Annotated in this window: 1 pseudogene; it reads left to right on the top strand. The window is 70.9% G+C overall.

Going from position 1 to position 230, the window contains the following annotated elements:
* Positions 1 to 5 precede the first annotated feature (5 nt).
* Positions 6 to 230: pseudogene (locus KVT44_RS57460) on the top strand (AIM24 family protein); the annotation flags it as partial.

Below are 230 nucleotides of genomic sequence, written 5' to 3'. Positions count from 1 at the left end.
TGTAGGGGCAAGGGACCTGCTGGTTCGCGGACCGGGCCTCCGAGATCAACCTGGGGATCCTCCAGGGGGACAAGCTGTACGTCGAGTCGAGCAACCTGCTCGCGTCCGACGCGGGCCTGCGGACGGGCACGTCCTTCACGGGCCTCAGACGCGCCTCCCAGGGCAACGGGCTGGTCAAGACCACCGTCGAGGGCCACGGCCAGGCGGCGATCACGTCCGACGGCCCCGCG

Origin of the sequence: Streptomyces sp. GbtcB7 (genome assembly GCF_019091445.1) — a bacterium.
Taxonomy (GTDB): domain Bacteria; phylum Actinomycetota; class Actinomycetes; order Streptomycetales; family Streptomycetaceae; genus Streptomyces; species Streptomyces mirabilis.
The sequence above is the reverse complement of the archived record's forward strand: the minus strand, read 5'-3'. Positions and strand labels throughout refer to the sequence as shown.